Source organism: Streptomyces sp. G5(2025) (assembly GCF_049542075.1).
Classification (GTDB): Bacteria; Actinomycetota; Actinomycetes; order Streptomycetales; family Streptomycetaceae; genus Streptomyces.
The window spans coordinates 2,301,113-2,321,185 of sequence record NZ_JBMUZT010000006.1 but is presented as its reverse complement, the minus strand read 5'-3'; the positions used below and the strand labels follow the sequence as shown (position 1 = coordinate 2,321,185).

Sequence of the window (20,073 nt, the reverse complement as noted above, 5' to 3'; positions counted from 1 at the left end):
GAAGGGCCGCTGACCTGCACGAATGCCGACTGTCTGGAACGACCGTCTGGGACGACCGTCTGCAACGGACGGCTGGAGCGGACGGCTGGAGCGGCGTTCTCCGGAACGGCGGCTACGCCTCTCCGCCCAGCATCTCCCGCAGCGGCCCCCGCAGCGAGAGCCGCTCCTCGCGCGCGAGCTCGGCCAGCGGTTCGCACGCGAAACTCGGGGAGCCGCGCCAACCGCGGGCGACCTCGGCGCCCTCGGAGGTGGGCGCCGCCGGCTTCACGCGCCGGTCGGCGGGGTCCGACCGCCGCTCGACGAGGCCGCGCGCCTCCAGCCGGTCGACGATGCCGGTGATGTTCGACGGTTCGCACTTCGACTTCTGCGCGATCTTCAACTTCTGCGCGATGCGGCGCATGGGCATAGGTTCGAGGAAGAGCAGCCCGATGAGGCGCGGCGCGCGCCTGCGCGCCGTCAGCGCGTGCTCGGCCGCCGCCTCCTCGTACTCCTCCTGGTAGCGCCCCACCGACCGCGCCGATCAGTTGCTGCTGCAGGGGGCCAGCCTGTACGGGGCCCTCGGCGCCCCAGTTACTTGACATCATGAAATATCCAGGCGCATGGTTGTTTCATAACTTCAAGCATTTTCTGGTCAAGCATTTCTAGGAGGACGCCCGCATGTCCGTCACCCCCGAGCAGCTCCCCTCCGTCAGCCGCGAATGGCACCTGGTACGCCGCCCGAACGGCTGGCCGGTCCCGGAGGACTTCGCGCTGCGCGAGGTCCCCGTCGCCGCCCCCGCCGAGGGCCGCGTCCTGGTCCGCAACCTCCACTTCTCCGTGGACCCGTACATGCGGGGCCGGATGAACGACGTGAAGTCGTACGTCCCGCCGTTCCAGCTCGACCAGCCCATGGAGGGCGGGGCGGTCGGCGAGGTCGTCGCCTCGAACGCCGAGGGCTTCGCCGTGGGCGACCACGTGCTGCACTTCGCGGGCTGGCGCGAGTACGCCTCCGTGCCCGCCCAGTACGCCACCAAGGTCGACGCGCAGGCCGCGCCGCTCTCCGCCTACCTCGGCGTGCTCGGCATGCCGGGCCTGACCGCGTACGCCGGGCTGCTCGAAGTGGCCTCCTTCAAGGAGGGCGACGCCGTCTTCGTCTCCGGCGCCGCGGGTGCCGTCGGCAGCCAGGTCGGCCAGATCGCCAGGCTCAAGGGCGCCTCGCGCGTCATCGGCTCGGCGGGCTCCGACGAGAAGGTCAAGCTCCTGGTCGAGGAGTACGGCTTCGACGCCGCCTTCAACTACAAGGACGACAAGCCGGTCGCCGAGCAGCTCAAGGAGGCCGCCCCCGACGGCATCGACGTCTACTTCGACAACGTCGGCGGCGAGCACCTGGAGGCCGCCATCAGCCGTCTGAACGTGCACGGCCGCGTCACCATCTGCGGCATGATCGCCGGGTACAACGACACCGAGCCGACCCCCGCCCCGCGCAACCTCGCCCTGGTCATCGGCAAGCGCCTGCGCCTTCAGGGCATGCTCGTGCAGGACCACAACGCGCTCCAGCCGGAGTTCGTCCGCGAGGTCGGTGCCTGGGTGCGCTCGGGTGAGCTGAAGTACAGCGAGACGGTCGTCGAGGGCGTCGAGAACGGCGTGGAGGCCTTCCTCGGCCTGCTCCGCGGCGCGAACACCGGAAAGATGATCGTCTCCCTCGCCTGAGACAGCCCGACCTCGCTCTTCCGGCATCCGATAACCTGATTCCACTTGGCCGTGGTTGTGGGCGCGCGCCACGGCACGTACCGGGAGGAATCGGCAGTTATGTCCATTCAGAAGATCGACGTCAAGTACACCGCGGTCGCCACCGCCGAGAACGGCCGCGACGGCCGCGTGGCCAGCGACGACGGCAAGCTCGACGTCGTCGTGAACCCGCCGAAGGAGATGGGCGGCAGCGGCGCGGGCACCAACCCCGAGCAGCTGTTCGCCGCCGGGTACAGCGCCTGCTTCCAGGGTGCCCTCGGCGTCGTCGCCCGCAAGGAGAACGCCGACATCTCCGGTTCGACCGTGACCGCCAAGGTCGGCATCGGCCAGAACGAGTCCGGCGGCTTCGGCCTGGAGGTGGCGATCACCGCCTCCATACCGAACGTGGACGCGGCCACCGCGCAGTCCCTGGTCGAGAAGGCGCACCAGGTGTGCCCCTACTCGAACGCCACGCGCGGCAACATCAAGGTCGAGCTCGCGGTCGCCTGACCCACGCTCGCCCGCACGGAAGGGCCGCACCCCGAAGCAGGGGTGCGGCCCTTCCGCCGTGCCCGGTGGCCCCGCTACCGGCGGCCGACGCTCAACAGTGCCCGCCCCACCTGCGGGAACACGCCCTTCGGGTGGTCACGGAAGAGCGGCTCCGTGCCGAACAGGACCACATCCGCGCCCCGGGCCGATCCGCTGACGACCGAGGCCCGCCCCGCCGCGTCCGCCGGCCCGCCGGTGCCGTCCTCCAGGGCCCGCCAGTGCCCGGAGACCAGGGGGCTCCCGGTCCCGTACCGCTGCTCCACGCGCACACCGGAGCCGAGGCCGGTGAACCACATCGGGGAGTAGACGAAGCTGTGGTCCGGGGCGCCGCCGGTGAGCGTGCCGCCCGCGTTGGCCACGCGCACCACGCCGTTGGCGTCGCCGTTGCCCGCGACGGGCTTCGCGGCGAGCAGCTTCGTGGCGGTGTTCAGCGCGGCGCCCGCCGCGCCGCGCCCGACGAGGCCGCCGCCCCGGGTGAGGAACCGGTCGAGGCCGGCCTTGGCCGCCGCGTTCAGCCTGGCGTGGTCGAGCCCCGCCGAGACGAAGAGCGCGTCGGTCCTGTTCCAGTCGAAGCCCGCGTTGAGCACGGCCGTCGACACGGGCACCACGTCGAAGTTCATCTCCCGCAGCGCGAACAGCTCACCCGGCGTGACGGCGGCCGCGACCCGCGTCCGGTGCAGTGCGGCGCCACCCCTGAGCTTCGTGGCGCCGAACGCGACGTCGTACTTCTTCGCGGCGGCGGTCGCGGCGCGGCGCGCGGACGACGGCACGATCGCGCCGCCGTTCCGGTCCCGCCGCACCGAAACCCCCTTGGCGAGCAGCGAGTTGAGGGCCGCGATCTCGCGCGGGTCGTCGAGCCGCAGCCGCAGGTCGCCGCGCGGCGCCACATACCCGACGCCGGCCGCGGCCCGCACCTCGCGGGCCCGGACGCGCTCCAGCTCGCCCTTCTTCGCGGACTTGACGGTGTCGACGCTCGCGCCCCACAGCCGCCCGAGGCTCCACCCCGAGATGTCGTACATGGTCGACACCTTGCCGCTGATGTCCCGCCCTTCGGCCAGCATCACATTGGCCAGACCGCGCTTGGGCTGATGCATGTCGACGACGTACGAGCCCTTCGGGTACGTCCGTCCGCCGAGCCGGAAGCCGTGGCGCGCGCGCTCGACCCGTACGTCATGGGCGATCAGATGGTCCACGAGCCGGGCCGCCGCCGTCGCCGACCGCTGCCCCCGCCCGCCCGCGGAGGCCGCCGGAATCACGTACGCGCGCGGGAACTCGGTCGTGTAGACGTCCTCGGGGCCGATCCCGGGCACGCCCGGCACCGTCTCCTGCGAGACCGGCACCTGCTTCGCGCCCGTCGCGCCCCGCCGGAAGACCTCGATCTGGTCGGCGATCAGCGTCGCGCGGTGGCGGTCGGCGTACTCGATGCTCGCGCGCATGGCCGCGCCCGCGATGTCGACGTTGATGCCGGCCCTGCGCCGCAGCTCGGCGACCGGCTGCGTCTCGTACGCCGCGTTGTTCACCTGCATCGGGAACTCGATGGTGTGCGTCGCGACGGCGCCGTGGAAGGGCATGTACTGCGGGGTGAAGATGGGCGGCCAGTCGTCCCAGCCCTCCTCCTGGTCACGGAAGGGGATGACGGCGGGCCGCACGCCGTCCTTCTCCTCCGTGTACCCGAGGCCGTTGACGGCGGCCTCCATGCGGAGGGCGTTGGCGTAGGAGTTCTTGAGGAAGAGGTCGTACTCGTAGTTCTCGCCGTGCGGGGGAGTGGTCGGTTCGATCAGCGTGCCGTTCACGTACCCGTGCAGGTCGAGCACGACGGCGGGCTGCTTGGCGACGGCGACGGCACGGACCGCGCGGGCCTCCGGCTGAGAGGCGGTGATGAAGTCGCGGTTGAGGTCGAAGCCGCCTGCGTTCGCCCGGGTCCCGGCGATACGGCCGTCGGGGTTGGCGGTGATGTTGAAGTACAGGCGGTTGTGCGCGAGCAGGGACCGGCTCTTCTTGTCCTTCGCCTTCGCCAGCTTCTCGATGAGCCTCAGGGCGGCGTCGGTGCCCTCCCACTCGTTGCCGTGGATGTTGTTGTTGATGAAGACGGGCGTCTTGTACGAGGCCTTGATCGCCTTGTCCTTCGCGGCGGCCGAGGGAGCGTTCTCGATGCGCTCGCGCATCCGCTCCTGGCGTGCCGTCTCTCGCGCGGACTCGGGAGCGGTGACCGTCACGAGGTAGAGCGGGTGCCCGCCCGCCGAACGACCCGCGACCTCCACGCTCACCCGCTCACCGATCCGCTGGAGTTCGTTCAGCTTCGGGGCTATGCCGTGGTACGGCGTCAGCCCCAGTTTTATCGACTTGTCGGCCGGATTCTCCGGAGGCGCGGGGAGCTTCTGCTCGCGCGGGTACCCGCGGCCCCTGTCACCGGTGAGCCCCGGAGTCAGGGCGCTGCCGAGGGCGCGCTCGGCGGCGGCCTCCGGGGCCTTGGCCGCCCGGTCGTCGCTGAGCGGCGAACCCTCGCGGGTGACCGGACGCGGCGTCGGGTCGGCGGTGGCGCTGCCCGGGGCGAGCGCGGTGAGGACCAGCGCGCCGGCCGTGGCGGCGGTGGTGAGCAGAACGGGTCTGGATGGCCGGGACATGCCCATGCGTACCTCCGTTGATCGGTAAGCGAGGTCTTACACGGTTCAACTCCGCCACAACAAGAGGGCCTGCAAGAAGGCTGTGACAGTCCTGGCACACAGCACCCCACAAACAGCCCCTCACCTGCGGCTAAGGTGTGCCGCATGCGTGATCTCGGTGTGGGCTTCGGCTACTTGATGAAGGGCCAGCGCTGGGTCGCCCAGCACGGCAAGCAGTACGGGATGGGCCTGTTGCCCGGCCTCATCACCCTTGTCCTGTACGCGGGGGCGCTCGTCGCGCTCGCGCTCTGGGGCGACGACGCCGTCGGCTGGGCCACGCCCTTCGCCGACGACTGGTCCTCGCCGTGGCAGGGCCTCTTCCGCGGCTTCCTGACGGCGCTGCTCTTCGCCCTCGCGCTGCTGCTCTCCGTTCTCACCTTCACCGCCGTGACGCTCCTGATCGGGCAGCCCTTCTACGAGTCGTTGTCCGAGAAGGTCGACATCGCCGAGTCGGGCCACGCCCCCGAGTCCGGGCTCCCGCTCTGGCGCGAACTGTGGATCTCCGCGCGCGACAGCCTGCGCATCGTCGTCCGCGCGGCCGTCTGGGGCGTCCTGCTCTTCGCGCTCGGGTTCATCCCCGTCGCCGGCCAGACCGTCGTCCCGGTCATCGGCTTCTGCGTCACCGGCTTCTTCCTGGTCGAGGAGCTCACCGCGGTCGCCCTCCAGCGCCGAGGCGTCGACCTGCGCGAGAGGCTCACGCTGCTGCGCTCGCGCAAGCAGCTCGCCTGGGGCTTCGGCACGCCGCTCGCCGTCGCCTTCCTGGTGCCGTTCGTCGCGGTGTTCCTGATGCCGGGCGCGGTCGCCGGGGCGACGCTGATGGCGCGGGATCTGCTGGGCGAGAACGGTTCGGACGACGGCGACGCGGCTTCCCGCGGCGGTCAGGACTCCGACGCGGCCACCCGCAGGATGCCCCTCACCTGAGCGATGATGTCGAGCCGGTTCCGTACGAAGCCGGGGTCGGTGACGGTGCCCGTCGCCGGGTCGGTGTTCCCCGGGCCGAACTGCAGGACGGGCGTGTGCACATGGCCGCCGGGCAGCCGGTCGCGCAGGCCGAGCCGGTCCCGCAGGAGCGTCGCCCGGTAGGCGATCTCGTTGGACAGATAGTCCCCGCCGCCGCCCGCACGGGCCGTGGACCCCTCGGTGGGCCCCTCGGGCCGGACCACGGGCTCGGTGCCGCCCGCCGGGATCTCGGTCACCGAGGTGTTGTCGTACACGGGGAAGCGGCCGGTCCCGCCCGCCACGATCTTCTTGTACGGGAGGGTCGTCGACGTCCACTGGGGCTGCGAGGCCGGGTCGTTCACCGGCACGGTCTCTCTCCTGGAGACGTTCTCGTTGTCGGGGAAGCCGCCGCGCCAGGCCCCGTTGGTCCGCTCCACGTCGAAGCGGCCCACCCGCCCTTGGCTGATGGTGGTGAAGAGGTCGACGCGCGGCAGGTGCGGCCGCAGTGCCCGTTCCACGGCGCCGTCGGTGAAGTCCCGCCAGCGGACGGGGAAGGTGACCGCCTCGACGCGTGCGGGCCCTTCGGCGGTGCGGATCGTCGTGCCGTCCAGGGCGAGCGCGGTGGCGCCCGACGGATTGCTGATGCGGACGTCCCGGTCGAGCGTGAACGGGTCGAAGCCGGTCACGAGGATCCGCTTGGTGTGTCCCCGCCCCTGAGGCAGGCGTACGTCGTCCTGCCCGCGCGAGGCGGACTCCAACGCCCGTATGAGCCGGTCCCGTCGGCCCTCGCCGAGGGAGAAGCGACCGGGCTCCCACTGCCGCAGCTCCCGCGTCATACCGAGCCGGGCCCAGTACAGCGGCCGGTCGTCGTCGCGGCTCACATCGCCCCCGGCGGGCCCGCGCCCTTGCGCCCGGTCGACGGCCCGCCGCCACAGCGACCTGCCTTCGCGTACGACGAGACGGCGGGCCTGATCGTAGGAGCGGGTCTTGCCGAGCGCACGCGCCAACTCCGGGGCGAGTGCGTCGAATCCGCTGCGCCGCAGGATTTCCTTAGGGGCGGCACGGTCGAGACGTAGCTCCTCGACGGTGGCGGAGCGGCCATCGGCGTCAGGCGCGGCGGTGGCGGGGGCGGCGAGGCCGGTGAGCAGGGCGGCGGCGCCGAGGGCGCCGAGTCGAGACAGCACGAGAGATCGAGAACGCACGCGAGTCCTTCCGTAACCGGTGGGGTGGCGGAAGTATCGCGGGACAGGCGGGGCGTGCGCTACGGCGTCTTCCGCGCGATCCGGCGGCGCGCCGCCACGGCGAGCAGGACACACCCGGCGACGCCGAGGTCCGCCCACGCGGCGGCATGGGCCACCCGCAACAGGGCGGAGACGCCGAAGCCGGTGTCCCAGACGGCTTCCGTGATCGCGGACCCGAAGCCCTGCGCGAGCAGGACCGAAGAGGGGGCAGCAAGCCCTCGGAGGACTTCTCGGTACGCGTTGCCATAGACGTGTCTCCCCATACGTCGCCGCCGAGGCGCGGGTGTCCATGGGCGCGGTCCAGCGCTGCTTCGGCACCAGGACGAGATGCTGCTCTTCACCCGGGAGGACGTCTGCCGAGGCGCAGGTCCGGGGCGCCTTCGTCGCGCACGCGGCGGTGAGCGGGCAACTGGCAGCGGTGCTCCGCGAGACGTACGCCATGAGCACGGACATACCCCCACGGCCCCGCCCCCAAAGACGCCCCGAGGCGCGCCCGGCTGGATCGCCCCCGCAGTCGCGAGCGCGCCGGAGGGGACGTGGGGGTATGTGCGCGCGGAGCACAGTGGTGGTGCTCCCTGAGCCGATGAGCACCCGGGGCCCAGGGCCAAGCTGGCGAGCACGGACATACCCCCACGGCCCCGCCCCCAAAGACGACCCCAGGCGACCCTACGGCTGCCCCAACTCCAGCGTGACGGCCCCCCGCAACAGCTCCCGCGCCCGGTCGAGCGACGTCGTGCCGCTCAGCCACCGCTCGCTGACCCCCTCGACCAGCGCGGTGAGCCGCTCCGCGGCGGCGCGCGGGTCGACGCCGGCCGCGGCCTGCCCGGCGGCCTGCGCCTGCCGGACCAGATGCGCCAGGTCGTCCGCCCACTCCCCGGTCGCGGCGGCCAGCCGCTCACGCAGGTCGGGGTCGAAGACCGCGCTGGCCCGCAGCTCGCCCCAGGCCGCGCTGTTCTCCCGTACGCGAGGGGTGTCCTGAAGCTCCAGGAGCAGCAGGTCGGTGAGGCGGGTGCGCGGGTCGGCGGAGTCGTGCAGCGCGGCGTCGGTGTAGCGGACCGCGCGGCGGGTGATGAACTCCAGGGTGCGGCGGAGCAACCCCGCGCGGTCCTTGAAGTGGTAGTAGATCAGCGCGGTCGAGACCCCGGCCTCGGTGGAGACCTCCTCGACGCGCAGCCCGCGCACCCCGCGCCGGGCGATGAGCCGGGCGGCGGCTTCGAGGATCTGGGTGGGCCTGTCCGGCATTCGCGTACTCCACTGCCTGAAGATTCGGCTGGTTCCGACCCCCGATCATGCCCTACGCTCATCCTGACTAAAACTTCAGTCAGGAAAGTGAAGAGGAACATGAACAGACGGCGGATCCTGAAGGCAGGCGCTATCACGGCCCTAGGCACGACGCTGACCGCTTGCCGCGCCGCCCCGGGCGAGGAGCCGAGCAGAGGGCCGAGTAAGGGGCCGAGTATGGGGCAGGGCAAGGGTCAGGACGCCGCCCCGGACGGCAACGGCCCCTGGCGCATGCCGGACGAGGCGAGCCCGCACGAGCTGACGTACATGTCCTGGCCGAGCCGCCGCATATGGAAGACGTACGTCCATGCCGTACGGGAAGACATCGCACGCATCGCCCGCACCATCGCCGAGTTCGAACCGGTAACGCTGCTCGCGGACGAGCGGGACGCGAAGGGAGCCCGGCGGGCCTGCGGCTCGGGGGTCGAGATCCTGCCGGTGCCGGTGGACGACCTGTGGATGCGGGACACCGGCCCGAGCTTCGTGCTCGGCCCGGACGGCGTCGCGGGCGTCGACCTCAACTTCAACGGCTGGGGCGGCAAGCAGCCGCACACCCGGGACCGGCACGTCGCGCGGCGCATCCTGTCGGACCGGGACGTCCCCCGCGTCGAGGCGCCGATCGTCGGAGAGGGAGGCGCCATCGAGGTCGACGGCGCGGGCACGCTGCTCGCGACGGAGAGCTCGCTGGTCAACGCCAACCGCAACCCGGGCATGTCCCGCGACGGCGTCGAGCGGGCACTCAAGCGTCTCTTCGGCGTCACGGAGGTGCTCTGGGTGGACGGTGTCCGGGGCAAGGACATCACGGATTACCACATCGACGCGCTGGCCCGTTTCGCCGCGCCGGGCGTGGTCGTCATGAGCACGCCGCCCTCGGCCTCGCCCTCGCCCCCGACCTCGTCCCCGCCTTCGTCCTCGACGTCGGCCGAGGACGTCTGGACAAAGGCCTACCGGCAGGCCCGCGAGGCCCTGACCGCGGCGAAGGACGCCCGCGGCAAGGCCCTCGACCTCGTCGACCTCCCCGAGCCGGCGCATATCGGCCGCCGGGGCCCGGACTTCCTCGCGAGCTACGTCAACTACTACGTGGCGAACGGCGCCGTGATCATGCCCCGGTTCGGCGACAAGAAGGCCGACGCCGCCGCCGCGGCGATCGTGCGGGACCTGTACCCGGGCCGCGAGGTCACCCAGGTCCCGGTGGACGCACTCGGCGAGGGCGGCGGCGGGATCCACTGCGCGACCCAGCAGCTGCCGAAGGCGCGATGAGCGGCGTAACCGAAGCGGTGGCGACGGAAGCGGGGGTGGCGGCGGCCGTGTCGGCGGCGAAGTCCGCCCTACCGGGCAGCAGAAGCGGCGTGGCGAGCAGGAGAACGCCGGACACGGTGATCGCGGCGAGCGGACCGGTGAGGGTGGCGAGCAGGCCCCAGAGCACGATGAGGGCAGCGTGCAGGAGTTTCCCGACGGCACTCCACGTACTGAGGATCCGCGCGGTGTGTGCCTTGGGAGTCCGTCGCAGACGTTCTGTCGCGTGGATCGGGTTGAAGACGCCCATGCAGGTGATCAGCAGCCCCTCGACGACGATCACGGTGAGGAGCCCGGGAACGCCGGGACGGACGAAGGCGAGGCCGAGCGGGAACACCGAGCGCAGCCGGCCGGAGACGGTCATGACCCGGTAGCTGCCGTAGCGGGCCACCAAGGGCGCGGAGAGGCGGGCGCCCACGAAGCCGCCGAGTGCCGGGACGCCGAAGGCGAGTCCGTACTGCCAGGCCGGGAAGTGGTAGCGACCCAGCAGGAGGACGGCCAGGAGCGGGGCGGTGGCCATGATCAGGCCGCCGACCAGGATGGAGTTGAGGAACAGGCGTCTGAGCACGCGGTCGCGGAGGATGAACCGCAGGCCGCCGAGGAGCTCGGCCCGGCGTATCCGGGTGGCCGGGTCGCGGGGCGTCGCGACGTCGCCCCCGCGGACGCGGAGGATCCCGAGCGCGGACAGCAAGTAGCTCATGGCGTCGGCCATGACCGTGACGACCGGACCGAGCAGCCCTGCCAGCGCGCCGCCCAGCGGCGGGCCCACCGAGGTCGCCACCCAGCTCGTGCCCTCGAACCGCCCGTTCGCCACCAGGAGGCGGTCGCCGCGGACCAGATGCTTCAGATACGCGCCGGACGCGGCGTTGAAGGCGATGCCCGCCGTCCCGGAGACGACCGAGACGACGAGCAGCTGGCCGTAGGAGAGCACGCCGAGGACGTACGCGACCGGGACGCTCGCCAGCGCGGCGAACCGGATCAGGTCCATCGCGATCATCACCGGACGCTTGGCCCGGTGCTCGACCCACGGCCCGAGCGAGAACGCGACCACCGCGGCGACGGCCGGCCCGGCCGCCTCCAGGAGCGAAACGGCGAACGCCGACGCATGCAGCACGTGAACCGCGATCAGCGGGAACGCGCCGAAGGCGATCCACGTCCCGTACGTACTGACGGCGTAGGCCGACCACAGCCGTCCGACATCGCGCCCCCACCGCGCCCGCATGCGACTCCCTCGTGGCCGGCCACTCCGACCGGCGGCGGCAAAACGTCATGACCCCTACCCGCGACAACCGATCGTCGGGCCGCCGCATCACCACCCGCATCCCACACGCCGCGTCCGCCCGGGATCAAACAACCGTCGCCCGGGCGAGCCACAACCACTGGTTGAGCGTGCGTACGCTGGCTCCATGGATACCGAGGCCGTGCGCTCATTCGTCCGCGCGGCCGAGCTGGGGCAGCTGCGGCACGCGGCCGACGAGCTGGGCGTCACACAACAGGCCGTGTCCAAGCGGATCGCCACCCTCGAACGCCAACTCGGCGTCCGGCTGTTCACCCGTACCGCCCGAGGGGTCGAGCCGACCCTCGACGGCCAGGCCTTTCTCCCGCACGCCCGGCACATCGTCGCGGCGGCCGACCGCGCCGTCACCGCGATCAGGCCGGGTTCGCGCGCCCTGCGGATCGACGTCCTCGGCCTGCGGTCCGCGCAGGCCGTCCTCCTGCACGACTACTGGCGGTCGCGTCCCGCTACCGACCTCGACGTGGTGACCCTCAGGGCCAACGACCCGCGTGAGGTGGTCGCCGCCATCCAGGCGGGCGACCTCGACGCCTCGTTCCGCTCGGTCACCGACCCGGCCGCACTGCCGCGCGATGTGCGGATGGTCCACGCGTTCGACTCGCCGCTGGAACTCCTCGTCGGCCCGAGGCACCCGCTCGCCGCCGCGCGGACCCTGACCCCGTCCCGGCTGCGCGGGCACCGGATCCGGGTGCCCGGCATCGCGCCGCGCAGCGAGTGGGCGGACTTCTACGACCAGCTCGTCACCGCGTTCGACCTGCGCATCGACGCCACCGGCCCGAACTTCGGCAACGAAGTACTCCTCGACATCCTCGCCGACTCCCCGGACGTCGCCACCCTCGTCGGCTCCCGCGACCGGTACCTCTGGCCGGCCCACCACGACCTGCGCCGCATCCCCATCGCCGGTCCGACGCTCGCGTACCCGCTCTCGCTCCTCTTCCTCCGGGACAATCCCCACCCCGGTCTCCGGGCGATCACCGACCACTTCGCCGGCCTGCCCCCGCTCCCCGAGCCGACCTGGCGCCCCTCGTGGGCCCCCCAGCCCACGGGGATCACGCCCCCGGCACCGGCGCCGCGCCCGGCCGGCGGCAGCTAGGCCGGGCAGTCAGGATCTGCGTCGGCATGCGCTCGGCGCGCCCGCTGTTCACCTCGCGCGCCCCACTAGCCTCGGCGTCAACGAGTGTCGTCCCGGGGAGCTTCCGCGTGGATCACCGTCAGGGCGAGTCACCGGCTCGGCCTCTCACCCGGAAGGACACTCATCACGCGTCTCATGCCGCGTCTTGCCGCCGCTCTCAGCGGGCTCGCCCTCATCCTCGGCGGCGCCGTGATCGCAGCCCCGGCCGCTCACGCGACGCCGCAGGCATGCTTCTACTACGTCCTGGAACAGCACCCCGAGACCAACCCCGAAGTGGTCGAACGGGGCTGCGTGATCGGCGCCCAGGGAGACGTACGGGCCTGTTACACCGAGCTGCGGCGGGATTACGTGCCCGCTCAGATCGCCTACGAGGGGTGCCGCCGCGCGAGCCAGTAGGCCTCACCGCGAGCCCCCGCGCCCCGGCCCGCGCAGACCGCGCGGGCCGGGGCGCTGATCGAGGTCGGCGCGGTCGCGGCCGTCCCCGCCGCCGACGGTTGGCCGACAGGCATCGCCCCCGCCCGCCAGGAGCTCCAGGAAGGCTCCGAACGCCCCCGGCATGTCCACCGCGTCCGGGTCCAGCAGCCACTGGTACTGCAACCCGTCCATCACCGCCACCATCAGCGGCGCCGCCGCCTCGGGCGTGAGACCGGACGGCAGCCGCTCCCCGTACTCGGCGCGCAGCACCGCCGCGAAGCTCCCGCGCACCGCCTCGTACCGCCCGGTGAAGAAGGCCCGCGCCGGATGCCCGTCCGTCACGCTCTCGCCGAGCAGCGCGGAGAAGGTCTGCACGATGCCGGGCCGCATCGCGTTGTACTCCACGAGCGAGCCGAGCAGATCCAGCCGCCACTCGCCGCGCGGCACGGCGTCCCACTGGTCGCGGGCCTCCAGAACGGCCACCAGCAGGGCTTCCTTGGTGGGGAAGTAGTGCAGCAGGCCTTGCTGCGTGAGTCCGACCCGCTCGGCGACCGCCCCGAGGCTCGCGCCCCGGTACCCGCGCTCGGCGATCACCTCCAGGGCAGCCCGCAGAATCTCCGCGCGCCGCTCCTCGCCCCTGGGCCTCGCCTTGCCCGCAGCCATGGTCCGCACCTTTCCCTCGGCCCCGCCCCGCTCCGTGAGCTCTCGCAGGACCGTACGACATCTTCGTACGACGTCAGGTTCGTACGACGTCAGGTTCGTACAACGCCAGGTTCCTAAAAGGTCAGGGCGCCGCATAACGCTAACATAACGAAAACTACCGATCTACAGGTAGGCGGTGCAGGATGGGAGGAGCCGGCATGGACGGCCGGGACGGACTCGACGAGGAGGCACCGCCATGGCGGAACCCCAGCCCACGGAGACCACGCCCACCGATGTCACGCGCGCCGCGCGGGCGCGGGAAGCGGTCGTCGAGGCCGCGCTCGCCCGGCTCGACCTGGACGCCAAGGCCCGCCTGCTCGGCGGCAAGGACATGTGGTCCCTGCACGCCCTGCCGGAGATCGGCCTGAAGTCCCTCGTGATGTCCGACGGCCCGATCGGCGTGCGCGGCGTCCGCTGGACCGCCGACGACCCGTCCATCGCCCTGCCCTCCCCGACCGCCCTCGCCGCCACCTGGGACCAGGACCTGGCCCGCCGCGCCGGCGTGCTTCTCGCGCAGGAGGCCCGCCGCAAGGGCGTGCACGTTCTGCTCGCACCGACCGTCAACCTCCACCGCTCCCCGCTCGGCGGCCGCCACTTCGAGGCGTACAGCGAGGACCCCTACCTGACCGGAGTGATCGGTACCGGTTACGTCCGGGGCGTGCAGTCCGGCGGCGTCGGCACGACCGTCAAGCACTTCGTCGCCAACGACGCCGAGACCGACCGCTTCACCGTCGACAACAAGATCGGCGCGCGGGCCCTGCGCGAGCTCTACCTCGCTCCCTTCGAGGCGATCGTCACCGGCGCCCGCCCCTGGGGCATCATGACCGCGTACAACCAGGTCAACGGCGTGACGATGACCGAACACCGCCACCTCGTCAACGAGGTCCTGCGCGGCGCGTGGGGCTTCGACGGCTTCAACGTCTCCGACTGGATGGCCGCCCGCTCCACCGCCGGCGCCATCGAGGGCGGCCTCGACGTCGCCATGCCCGGCCCCCGCACCGTCTACGGCGAGCCGCTCGCCGCCGCCGTCCGCGCGGGCGAGGTCAAGGAGGAGACCGTCGACGAGGCGGTCCGCAACGTCCTGCGCCTGGCCGCCCGCGTCGGCGCCCTCGAAGGTGCCGAACCGGCCGTCACCCGGGTCCCCGACACCGTCGACGGCGAGGCCCTGGCCCGCGAGATCGCCCGTCGCTCCTTCGTCCTCGTACGCAATGAGAACCGTGCCCTCCCGCTGAACCCCGTCACCGCCAAGGTCGCCCTCATCGGCGCCGCCGCCCGCGACGCCCGCGTCCTCGGCGGCGGCTCCGCCACCGTCTTCCCCGCCCGCGTCGTCTCCCCGCTCGACGGCCTCACCGCCGCCCTGCCCGAGGGCGCGCTCACGTACGCGGTCGGGGCCGACCCCAGCGACGAACTCGCCCCCGCCGACAAGGGGTTCGAGCTGCGCGCCGTCTGCCGGGATGCCGAGGGCAACGTCCTCGGCGAGGGCAGCCTCCCCTCCGGCCAGGTGCAGTGGATCGGCGACGACCTGCCCGACGGCGTCACCCACGAGGCCATGGCGAGCGTCGAGGTGGTCGGCACGTTCACGCCGCGCGAGAGCGGCGAGCACTCCTTCGGCACGCGCGGCCTCGGCGCTTTCACCCTCGCCGTCGACGGCCGCGTCCTGTACGACGGCGTGCAGGAGATGGGCGCCGAGTCCGACCCCTTCGCGGCGTTCTTCGGCTCCCCGGTCGAGCGCGGCACGGCGGCGCTCACCGAGGGCGAGCCCGTCGAGGTCTCCCTCCTCCACCGCCTCGACAAGGCGGTCGCGGCCCCGCTGCCGGGCGTCATGTTCTCCCTCGTCCACCTCGGCCCGCAGCGCGCCGCCGATGAACTCATGTCCGAGGCCGTCGCGGCGGCGCGTCGCGCGGACACCGCCGTCGTGGTCGTCGCCACCACCGAACGCGTCGAGTCCGAGGGCTTCGACCGCCGGGACCTGAGGCTGCCGGGCCGCCAGGACGACCTGGTCCGCGCGGTGGCCGCCGCCAACCCGAACACCGTGGTCGTCGTCAACTCCGGCTCCCCGGTGGAGCTGCCCTGGCGCGACGAGGTCGCCGCTGTCCTGCTCGGCTGGTTCCCCGGCCAGGAGGGCGGCGCCGCCCTCGCCGACGTCCTCCTCGGCGCCGAGGAGCCCGGCGGCCGGCTCCCCACCACCTGGGGCGACCTCGCCACCGCCCCCGTCACCCAGGTCACCCCGGAGGAAGGCGAACTCCCTTACTCCGAGGGCGTGTTCATCGGCTACAGCGCCTGGGAGAAGGCGGGTGCCACCCCGTCGTACGCGTTCGGCCACGGCCTCGGCTACACCGACTGGACGTACGAGTCGCTGACCGTCGAGGGCACGACGGCCACGGTCCGCGTCCGCAACTCCGGGCAGCGCGCGGGCCGCGAGGTCGTCCAGGTCTACCTGGCCCCCACCGAACCCGGCACCGACCGCCCGGCCCGTCGGCTGGCCGGCTTCGCGGGCGTCGAGGCGGCGCCCGGCGAGAGCGTCGAGGTGACCGTGCGACTGCCGCGCCGCGCCTTCGAGATCTGGGACGAGGACGCCGACGGGTGGGCGTACCAAGCCGGTTCGTACCGGCTGGAGGCGGGCCGCTCCCTCGCGGACCTCCGCCTGGACCGGGAGCTCACGGTCACTCCCTGAGGGGCGTGGAACGTCACCTCACGGAGAACCCGTACACCGTCTCCGACCGGTACACCTCGTCCGGCCGCAGCACCGTCGAGGGAAACCGCGGCCGGTTCGGGGAGTCGGGGAACCGCTGCGTCTCCAGCGCGACCCCGCCCCCCGGCACGAACGGCAGGTCCGCCGAGAAGTGATCGGCCGTATAGAGCTGAAGCCCCGGCTCCGTCGTCGCCACCGTCAGGGTGCGGCCGGAGGCGGGGTCGCGCAGCGCGGCCACCTCGACCGGCCGGGCCGTGACGCCCTTGTCCAGCACGTAGTTGTGGTCGAGACCCGGCCCGACGGGCCGCGCCGCGCGGAAGTCGAAGCGCGTCCCCGCCACGTCCTCGTACGCCCCCGTCGGGATCCCGGCGCCGTCCGTCGGAGTGATCCGGGAGGCGTCGATCCGCACCTCGTGCCCGAGCGCCCTGCCGGAGCGGGCGCCCGCGAGGTTCCAGTACGTGTGGTTGGTGAGGTTCACGACGGTCGGGGCGTCGGTCGTCGCCTCGTACGCGATGCTCAGCGCGCCCGCCGCGTCCAGCGCGTACGTCGCCGAGACCGTGAGCCGCCCCGGATAGCCCTCCTCGCCGTCCGGGCTCACCCGCGACAGCCGCACCCCGTGGTCGCCGGCCGGCTCCGCGTCCCAGACGTGCTTGTCGAAGCCGCGCTCACCGCCGTGCAGGCCGTTCGGCCCGTCGTTCCGCGCGAGGTGGTGCGTGCGCCCGTCGAGCGGGAAGGCACCGCCCGCGATCCGGTTCGCGTACCGCCCCACCAGCGCCCCGAAGTACGGCCCGGGATGGCTCAGATACCCCTCAAGCCCCTCGAACCCCAGCGCCACCGACGCCACCACACCGGAACGGCCCGCAACCTCCGCCGACTGCACGATCCCCCCGTACGTCAGCACGCGCACCCGCACGCCGTCCCTCTCCAGGATCCAGCGGTGGACGGACGTGCCGTCGGGGAGCGTGCCGAAGAGTTCACTGCGCATGTCCGCGACCCTATGCCCGCGACCACTTGCCCGGGCCCCGCCCGCCTACACGACCGGCTTGCGCGCCGTCACCTGCCGGTAGGCCAGCTCGGCCAGGCGCGACTGCCCGTTCTTGCTGGGGTGGAACCAGTCCCAGTGGCTCAACTGGTCGCCGTCGAAGCGGTAGTCGAAGACCGCCCCGCCGTCGTACCGACAGCGGCGATCCTTGTGGCACACGTCCTCAAGGACTTCGTTGTACGCCACCACGCGCTCCCGCACGGTGTCGCGCCGCTCGGACGCCGCGGCACCGAGGTCGTCGGGATCGCCCAGCATCGAGGGGCAGATGCCCAGCTTCCACACCTGCTTGCCCAGCGGACTGGCGCGCCCCTGCGTCCAGAGCCGCTTGAGATCCGGCACGGACGCCACGTACACCTGCGCCTTCGGCAGGGAGCGGCGCAGGGTGCGCATCGCCTGCTCGAAGTCGGCGCGGAACGCGTCGACCGGCGTCATCGCGGCGGCCGTCGGCCGGCACGCGTCATTGGCGCCGACCATCACGGTCACCAGCTCGGGCCGCTCGGTGACGGCCCGGGCGACCTGCTCGGGCAGGTCCGCCATGCGGGCGCCGCTCTTCGCGTGGTTCCAACTGTGCGAGGCGGCCCGCCGCTTCCCGAGGAGACGCGTGGCGAGGCTCTGCACCTCGGCGTCGGTGCCGGTCGCCCAGGACGCCTCGGGGCAGTCGGAGAGCACCGAGCAGGCGTCGAAGCCCCGCGTGATGGAGTCGCCGACGGCCGCCAGCGAACGGGGCGTGGTGTCCCAGGCGGGCGTCGGTTTCGGGGAGGGTTTGCCGTGCGGGGAGGAGCCGGGGGCCGAGGCGTTGCCGCCCTGGGCGTCGCACGCGGTGAGTGTCGCGGCGCCGAGGAGGGCCGCCGCCGCGAGAGCGACGATGCCGCGCGAGCGTGCAGCGACGGCGCCGCGCGAGCCTGAGCGGTGCCTGCGGTTGCGCATCCCCTGGTCCCCTCTGTCGTTCAACGTGACGTCGTGCGCGTGCCCGGGGTTGCGCCCCGCCGGGTGAAAGGTCGGAGTTTCCTGGCCCTCGGACCGACGGTACGTCACACTCCTTGCGCCGCCGCACGGTAGCCTCGCCCCGTAGCCGCCTGGCCCTGGTGTCACGGGTGGCGACAGGCGGGTGATCCACCCCGTGACGCCCCCGCTGCTGTGGTTCCGCTAAATTACATCACGTCACATCTGTCCCCTTTTCCCAGGTTTCTCTAGCATTTGGGGAAAATTGCTCGGCACGGGCGCGAGGCCGCTGGGGAAGGCGAACCTCGACCCACACTGGAGGTCCCGGTGACGACACGTGGAGTTCTGTACGTGCACTCCGCTCCGCGCGCGCTGTGCCCACACGTCGAGTGGGCCATCGCGGGCGTACTCGGCGCGCGTGTGAGCCTCGACTGGATCAGGCAGCCCGCGGCGCCGGGCACCTGGAGATCCGAATTCTCCTGGCAGGGCTCGGTGGGCACCGCCTCCAAGCTCGCCTCCGCCCTGCGCGGCTGGGATCTGCTGCGCTTCGAGGTCACGGCGGAGCCCTGCGCCACCGCCGAGGGCGAGCGGTACAGCGCCACGCCCGACCTCGGCATCTTCCACGCCGTGACCGGCCTGCACGGCGACATCCTCATCCCCGAGGACCGCCTGCGCGCCGCCCTCGCCCGCTCCCAGCGCGGCGAGAGCGACCTGGAGGCCGAGCTCGCCAAGCTCCTCGGCAAGCCCTGGGACGACGAACTGGAACCCTTCCGGTACGCGGGCGAGGGCGCGCCGGTGCGGTGGCTGCACCAGGTCGTCTGACGCGGGACGCGAAGGGGCCCCCACCGGATGGTGGGGGCCCCTTCACATGCGTACGACCGGGTCGGGCTCAGACGGTCCTGAACGCCAGGACGACGTTGTGACCGCCGAAGCCGAACGAGTCGTTCAGCGCCGCGATCCGGCCCTCGGGCAGCGGGCGGGCCTCGCCGCGGACGACGTCGGCGTCGACCTCCGGGTCGAGGTTCTCCAAGTTGATCGTCGGCGGGGCGACACGGTTCTTGAGCGCGAGGACCGTGGCCACGGTCTCCACGCCGCCCGCGCCACCGAGCAGGTGCCCCGTCATCGACTTGGTGCTGGAGATCGCCATGTGGTCGACGTCGTCGCCGTAGGCCTTGCGCAGCGCCTTGATCTCGGCGACGTCGCCCTGCGGGGTCGAGGTGGCGTGCGCGTTCACGTGCGCGATCTCGGCCGGCTTGAGGTCCGTCGTGTCGATCAGGTTCTGCAGCGCGGCGGCGATGCCGTTGCCGGACGGCTCGGGCTGCGTGATGTGGTGCGCGTCGGCCGAGATGCCCTGGCCGACGGCCTCCGCGTAGATCTTGGCGCCGCGGGCCTTGGCGTGCTCCTCGGACTCCAGGACGATCACACCGGCGCCCTCGCCGAGCACGAAGCCGTTGCGGTCCGCGTCCCAGGGGCGCGAGGCACCCTGCGGGTCGTCGTTGTTCTTGGACATCGCCATCATGTTGCCGAACGCGACGATCGGCAGCGGATGAATCGCCGCCTCCGTGCCGCCCGCGACGACGACGTCGGCGCGGCCGGTGCGGATCATCTCGATCGCGTAGCCGATGGCCTCCGCGCCCGAGGCGCAGGCCGACACCGGGGTGTGGACGCCCGCGCGGGCGCCCAGCTCGATGCCGACGTTGGCCGACGGCGAGTTGGGCATCAGCATCGGCACGGTGTGCGGGGAGACGCGGCGTACGCCCTTCTCCTTGAGCACGTCGTACTGGTCCAGGAGCGTGGTCACGCCGCCGATGCCGGAGGCGATGACCGCGCCGAGGCGGTGCGGGTCGACCGCGGAGTCCTCACCGGCCTTGGCGGTGTAGCCCGCGTCGGCCCAGGCCTCCTTGGCCGCGATCAGCGCGAACTGCGCCGAGCGGTCCAGCTTGCGCGCCTGCGGGCGCGGGATGACCTCGCCGGGCTCCACGGCGATCTGACCGGCGATACGGACGGGCAGCTCGGCTGCCCAGTCCTGCTCCAGCAAGCTGACGCCGGAACGGCCCGCGAGCAGGCCCTCCCACGTCGAGGCTGCGTCGCCACCCAGCGGTGTGGTTGCGCCGATACCGGTGACGACCACGGTGCGATTGGTCGAGTTCACAGGAAATTTCTCCACGGTCTTGAGGGG

At 72.4% G+C, this 20,073-nt stretch carries 18 protein-coding genes; 8 read left to right on the top strand and 10 right to left on the bottom strand.

Annotated elements, in window-relative coordinates; genetic code table 11:
* Positions 1-112: 112 nt before the first annotated feature.
* Entirely contained in the window at positions 113-508 is a 396-nt protein-coding gene (locus tag ACOBQB_RS21365; protein ID WP_423593760.1) for a MarR family winged helix-turn-helix transcriptional regulator, read from the bottom strand.
* A 149-nt stretch (positions 509-657) separates the two neighbouring features.
* Here ACOBQB_RS21365 and ACOBQB_RS21360 point away from each other — a divergent pair, with 149 nt between their 5' ends.
* Positions 658-1,689 (top strand): NADP-dependent oxidoreductase, encoded by a 1,032-nt coding sequence (locus ACOBQB_RS21360; RefSeq protein ID WP_423593759.1) that lies wholly within the window; start codon positions 658-660, stop codon positions 1,687-1,689.
* Positions 1,690-1,788: 99 nt separating this feature from the next.
* Positions 1,789-2,217 carry an organic hydroperoxide resistance protein gene (locus ACOBQB_RS21355; RefSeq protein ID WP_230900506.1) on the top strand — a complete coding sequence of 143 codons (429 nt, stop codon included), beginning with the start codon at positions 1,789-1,791 and terminating at the stop codon, positions 2,215-2,217.
* Positions 2,218-2,291: 74 nt separating this feature from the next.
* Here the strand turns inward: ACOBQB_RS21355 and ACOBQB_RS21350 are convergent, their stop codons facing one another.
* Positions 2,292-4,886 (bottom strand): M14 family zinc carboxypeptidase, encoded by a 2,595-nt coding sequence (locus tag ACOBQB_RS21350; protein ID WP_423593758.1) that lies wholly within the window; start codon positions 4,884-4,886, stop codon positions 2,292-2,294.
* Between the two features lie 138 nt (positions 4,887-5,024).
* On the opposite strand from ACOBQB_RS21350, the gene ACOBQB_RS21345 reads away from it, so the two are divergent.
* Positions 5,025-5,840: an EI24 domain-containing protein gene (locus tag ACOBQB_RS21345; protein ID WP_423593757.1), complete on the top strand. Its 816-nt coding sequence runs from the start codon at positions 5,025-5,027 to the stop codon at positions 5,838-5,840.
* On the opposite strand, the gene ACOBQB_RS21340 is transcribed toward ACOBQB_RS21345, so the two are convergent.
* The 3 genes from ACOBQB_RS21340 to ACOBQB_RS21330 form a co-directional block, all read right to left on the bottom strand.
* Positions 5,798-7,060, bottom strand: a complete 1,263-nt coding sequence (locus ACOBQB_RS21340; RefSeq protein WP_423593756.1) for a pyroglutamyl peptidase — start codon at positions 7,058-7,060, stop codon at positions 5,798-5,800. The genes ACOBQB_RS21345 and ACOBQB_RS21340 overlap by 43 nt on opposite strands.
* A 59-nt stretch (positions 7,061-7,119) precedes the next feature.
* Entirely contained in the window at positions 7,120-7,362 is a 243-nt protein-coding gene (locus ACOBQB_RS21335; protein WP_423593755.1) for a hypothetical protein, read from the bottom strand.
* 403 nt (positions 7,363-7,765) lie between these two features.
* Positions 7,766-8,341, bottom strand: coding sequence for a TetR/AcrR family transcriptional regulator (locus ACOBQB_RS21330; protein WP_423593754.1), 576 nt, complete (start codon positions 8,339-8,341; stop codon positions 7,766-7,768).
* A gap of 216 nt (positions 8,342-8,557) precedes the next feature.
* Here ACOBQB_RS21330 and ACOBQB_RS21325 point away from each other — a divergent pair, with 216 nt between their 5' ends.
* Positions 8,558-9,640, top strand: coding sequence for an agmatine deiminase family protein (locus ACOBQB_RS21325; RefSeq protein ID WP_423593753.1), 1,083 nt, complete (start codon positions 8,558-8,560; stop codon positions 9,638-9,640).
* Here ACOBQB_RS21325 and ACOBQB_RS21320 read toward each other — a convergent pair.
* Entirely contained in the window at positions 9,558-10,898 is a 1,341-nt protein-coding gene (locus ACOBQB_RS21320; RefSeq protein WP_423593752.1) for an MFS transporter, read from the bottom strand. The two genes, ACOBQB_RS21325 and ACOBQB_RS21320, sit on opposite strands and share 83 nt — an antisense overlap.
* 184 nt (positions 10,899-11,082) lie before the next feature.
* Here ACOBQB_RS21320 and ACOBQB_RS21315 point away from each other — a divergent pair, with 184 nt between their 5' ends.
* Entirely contained in the window at positions 11,083-12,063 is a 981-nt protein-coding gene (locus tag ACOBQB_RS21315) for a LysR family transcriptional regulator (RefSeq protein WP_423593751.1), read from the top strand.
* A gap of 174 nt (positions 12,064-12,237) precedes the next feature.
* Positions 12,238-12,498, top strand: coding sequence for a hypothetical protein (locus tag ACOBQB_RS21310; protein ID WP_423593750.1), 261 nt, complete (start codon positions 12,238-12,240; stop codon positions 12,496-12,498).
* A 3-nt stretch (positions 12,499-12,501) separates the two neighbouring features.
* On the opposite strand, the gene ACOBQB_RS21305 is transcribed toward ACOBQB_RS21310, so the two are convergent.
* Positions 12,502-13,179 (bottom strand): TetR/AcrR family transcriptional regulator, encoded by a 678-nt coding sequence (locus ACOBQB_RS21305; protein WP_423593749.1) that lies wholly within the window; start codon positions 13,177-13,179, stop codon positions 12,502-12,504.
* Positions 13,180-13,414: 235 nt separating this feature from the next.
* On the opposite strand from ACOBQB_RS21305, the gene ACOBQB_RS21300 reads away from it, so the two are divergent.
* Positions 13,415-15,892, top strand: coding sequence for a glycoside hydrolase family 3 protein (locus ACOBQB_RS21300; RefSeq protein WP_423593748.1), 2,478 nt, complete (start codon positions 13,415-13,417; stop codon positions 15,890-15,892).
* 13 nt (positions 15,893-15,905) lie between these two features.
* Here the strand turns inward: ACOBQB_RS21300 and ACOBQB_RS21295 are convergent, their stop codons facing one another.
* On the bottom strand, positions 15,906-16,895 hold the full coding sequence (locus ACOBQB_RS21295) for an aldose epimerase family protein (RefSeq protein WP_423593747.1): 990 nt from the start codon (positions 16,893-16,895) through the stop codon (positions 15,906-15,908).
* A 45-nt stretch (positions 16,896-16,940) separates the two neighbouring features.
* Positions 16,941-17,879, bottom strand: a complete 939-nt coding sequence (locus ACOBQB_RS21290) for an SGNH/GDSL hydrolase family protein (protein ID WP_423593746.1) — start codon at positions 17,877-17,879, stop codon at positions 16,941-16,943.
* A 342-nt stretch (positions 17,880-18,221) separates the two neighbouring features.
* Here ACOBQB_RS21290 and ACOBQB_RS21285 point away from each other — a divergent pair, with 342 nt between their 5' ends.
* On the top strand, positions 18,222-18,716 hold the full coding sequence (locus ACOBQB_RS21285; protein WP_423593745.1) for a DUF3145 domain-containing protein: 495 nt from the start codon (positions 18,222-18,224) through the stop codon (positions 18,714-18,716).
* A gap of 67 nt (positions 18,717-18,783) precedes the next feature.
* Here the strand turns inward: ACOBQB_RS21285 and fabF are convergent, their stop codons facing one another.
* Positions 18,784-20,046 carry a beta-ketoacyl-ACP synthase II gene (fabF, locus tag ACOBQB_RS21280; protein ID WP_423593744.1) on the bottom strand — a complete coding sequence of 421 codons (1,263 nt, stop codon included), beginning with the start codon at positions 20,044-20,046 and terminating at the stop codon, positions 18,784-18,786.
* Positions 20,047-20,073: the final 27 nt, after the last annotated feature.